Origin of the sequence: Fibrobacter sp., from assembly GCA_012523595.1 — a bacterium.
GTDB lineage: Bacteria > Fibrobacterota > Chitinivibrionia > Chitinivibrionales > Chitinispirillaceae > JAAYIG01.
This window is the reverse complement of the sequence record JAAYIG010000047.1, coordinates 1-2,319: the sequence shown is the minus strand read 5'-3', so window position 1 is coordinate 2,319 and position 2,319 is coordinate 1. Positions and strand designations below refer to the sequence as shown.

At 50.7% G+C, this 2,319-nt stretch carries 4 protein-coding genes; all 4 read left to right on the top strand.

The window, feature by feature from the left end; genetic code table 11:
- The coding region (locus GX089_02645; GenBank protein ID NLP01366.1) for a pyridoxamine 5'-phosphate oxidase family protein at positions 1-167 on the top strand (167 nt) is incomplete at its 5' end.
- Between the two features lie 5 nt (positions 168-172).
- Positions 173-1,156, top strand: coding sequence for a pyruvate dehydrogenase (acetyl-transferring) E1 component subunit alpha (pdhA, locus tag GX089_02640; protein ID NLP01365.1), 984 nt, complete (start codon positions 173-175; stop codon positions 1,154-1,156).
- Positions 1,157-1,168: 12 nt separating this feature from the next.
- The gene (locus GX089_02635; GenBank protein ID NLP01364.1) at positions 1,169-2,146 is read left to right on the top strand and encodes a pyruvate dehydrogenase complex E1 component subunit beta; all 978 of its coding nucleotides are present in this window, start codon (positions 1,169-1,171) and stop codon (positions 2,144-2,146) included.
- Positions 2,147-2,158: 12 nt separating this feature from the next.
- Positions 2,159-2,319: 2-oxo acid dehydrogenase subunit E2 (locus GX089_02630; protein ID NLP01363.1), on the top strand; the 161-nt coding region annotated here is incomplete at its 3' end.

Here is a 2,319-nt window from a genome sequence, read left to right as displayed (position 1 = left end):
TACGTTCAGAGGTTCTTGAGTGTATCGTGGGGCATCTGCACCAGTTCTGGAAAATCGATCAGCCGGAGAGTGAACTGGTTGTTCTGGAGTTTATTATCGAGAAAGCGGTATTATACACCCCCATGGATGGTTTAAAAGAGGTTGTAGGCTTTAAAGCGGAGAGATGATCAAGATGGAGAAAGCATTGAGAGAGCAATTTACCGGAGAGTTTCTCTTGTCTTTATTAGAGAAGATGCTTCTGATACGCCGTTTTGAGGAGAAAGCGTCTCAGGCTTATGGACTGCGGAAGATCGGAGGATTTCTGCACCTATATATTGGTCAGGAGGCCACAGGGGTTGGTGCTGTTGCAGCCATCGATCAGTCTGTCGATTATGTGCTTACAGCGTATCGTGATCATGGTATCGCCCTGGCGCTGGGGATGAAACCCGGGGTATTGATGGCGGAGCTTTACGGGAAGGAGACAGGATGCTCCAGGGGTAAGGGTGGATCCATGCATTTCTTTGATGTAAAGAAAAATTTTCTGGGTGGAAACGGGATAGTGGGGGCGCATATACCTCTGGCTACCGGAGTGGGGTTAAAGATCAGGAATAAAAATGAGAGAGGGGTTGTGCTCTGTTTCTTTGGCGACGGCGCGATTCATCAGGGCTCTTTTCACGAGAGTCTGAACATGGCTCAGATCTGGGGGCTTCCGGTTCTATACATCTGCGAAAACAACCAGTACGGGATGGGTACTGATTTCCGCAGGGTCAGCGCGGTGACTGATTTCACGATACTGGGGCAGTCCTATGATATAAAGGGAAAGCAGGTAAACGGGATGGATGTGCTGGAGGTGTATCAGGCTGTAAAGGAGCAGGTGGAGCAGATAAGGGAGGTTAAGAGACCCGGGTTTCTGGAGATAAAGACTTATCGCTACAAGGGTCATTCGATGAGTGATCCGGCGAAGTACCGTACCAGGGAGGAACTGGAGGCATATCGTCAGCAGGATCCTGTGCTGCTTTTAAAGGTAAAGCTTCTCAACGGGGGGGTCTTAACTGAAGAGAAGTTTCTTCAGATGGACTCGGTTGCCAGGAGGAAAAGTGAGGAGGCGGCACTATATGCGGAAAGGTCCCCTGATCCCTCTCTGGAGTCGCTCTATGAGGATGTCTATAAAACCTGAAGGGCGGTACTTATGATAATGAGTGTTCGGGAGGCGCTGAGACGTGCCCTGGATGAGGAGATGGCCAGGGATGAGAATGTGGTGCTTATTGGTGAGGAGGTGGCGCAGTATCATGGTGCCTACAAGGTAAGCCAGGGTTTGCTGGAGAAGTACGGGCCATTGCGGGTGATCGATACTCCGATTTCTGAAGAGGGATTCACAGGGGTGGGTATAGGGGCAGCTATGGCCGGACTTCGTCCGGTGGTGGAATGGATGACTCTCAATTTTTCCCTTCAGGCGCTGGATCAGACCTACAACAATGCATCCAAGATGCTTTACATGTCCGGAGGGCAGATAAATGTGCCGGTAGTTTTCCGGGGGCCCAATGGTCCGGCTGAGTATCTAAGCGCGCAGCATTCACAGGGGCTGCAATCGATCTATTCTCATTGTCCGGGTCTTAAAGTCGTGGCACCATCCACACCTGCCGATTTTCTGGGTCTTTTGAAGTCATCGATAAGGGACAACAACCCTGTTGTCTTTCTGGAATCTGAGCTTATGTATTCTCTTCGGGGGGAGGTGCCTGAGGAGGAGTATCTGATTCCTTTGGGAAAGGGGGCAGTGAGACGGGAGGGCAGTGATGTAACGCTGATAGGGTTTTCAAAGCCGATTTATCTGCTGCTGGAAGCGGCAGAGAGGCTGGAGAAGGAGGGAGTGGATGCGGAGGTGATTGACTTACGCACACTCAGGCCGCTCGATGAGGAGCTGATATACAGATCGGTAGAGAAGACAAACCGGTGTGTGGTGGTTGATGAGGCCTGGCCTTATGCATCTGTGGGGTCGCATATATCCTGGCTTGTAAGCTATGACTGTTTTGATTTTCTGGATGCGCCGGTTGAGCTTGTTTCCCAGGAAGATGTTCCTGTTCCTTATAATCATCGGTTGGAGCTTGCCGCCCTGCCATCGGTGGATAAAATCCTGGAAGCGGTAAAGAGGGTTACTTATCGGAGCTGAAGGAGTGAAGATATGGCTGAGACACTTGTGATGCTGGCGCTTTCTCCTACTATGGAGACTGGTACAATCACTTCCTGGCATAAAAAGGAGGGGGAGGAGTTCGGTGTCGGTGATTTGCTTTGTGAGGTAGAGACAGACAAGGCCACCATGGATTATGAATCGACTACCGAGGG

Coding starts and splice junctions, on each gene's coding strand:
- pdhA (NLP01365.1), top strand. CDS start 173: ATGGAGAAAGCATTGAGAGAGCAATTTACCGGAGAGTTTCTCTTGTCT.
- GX089_02635 (NLP01364.1), top strand. CDS start 1,169: ATGATAATGAGTGTTCGGGAGGCGCTGAGACGTGCCCTGGATGAGGAG.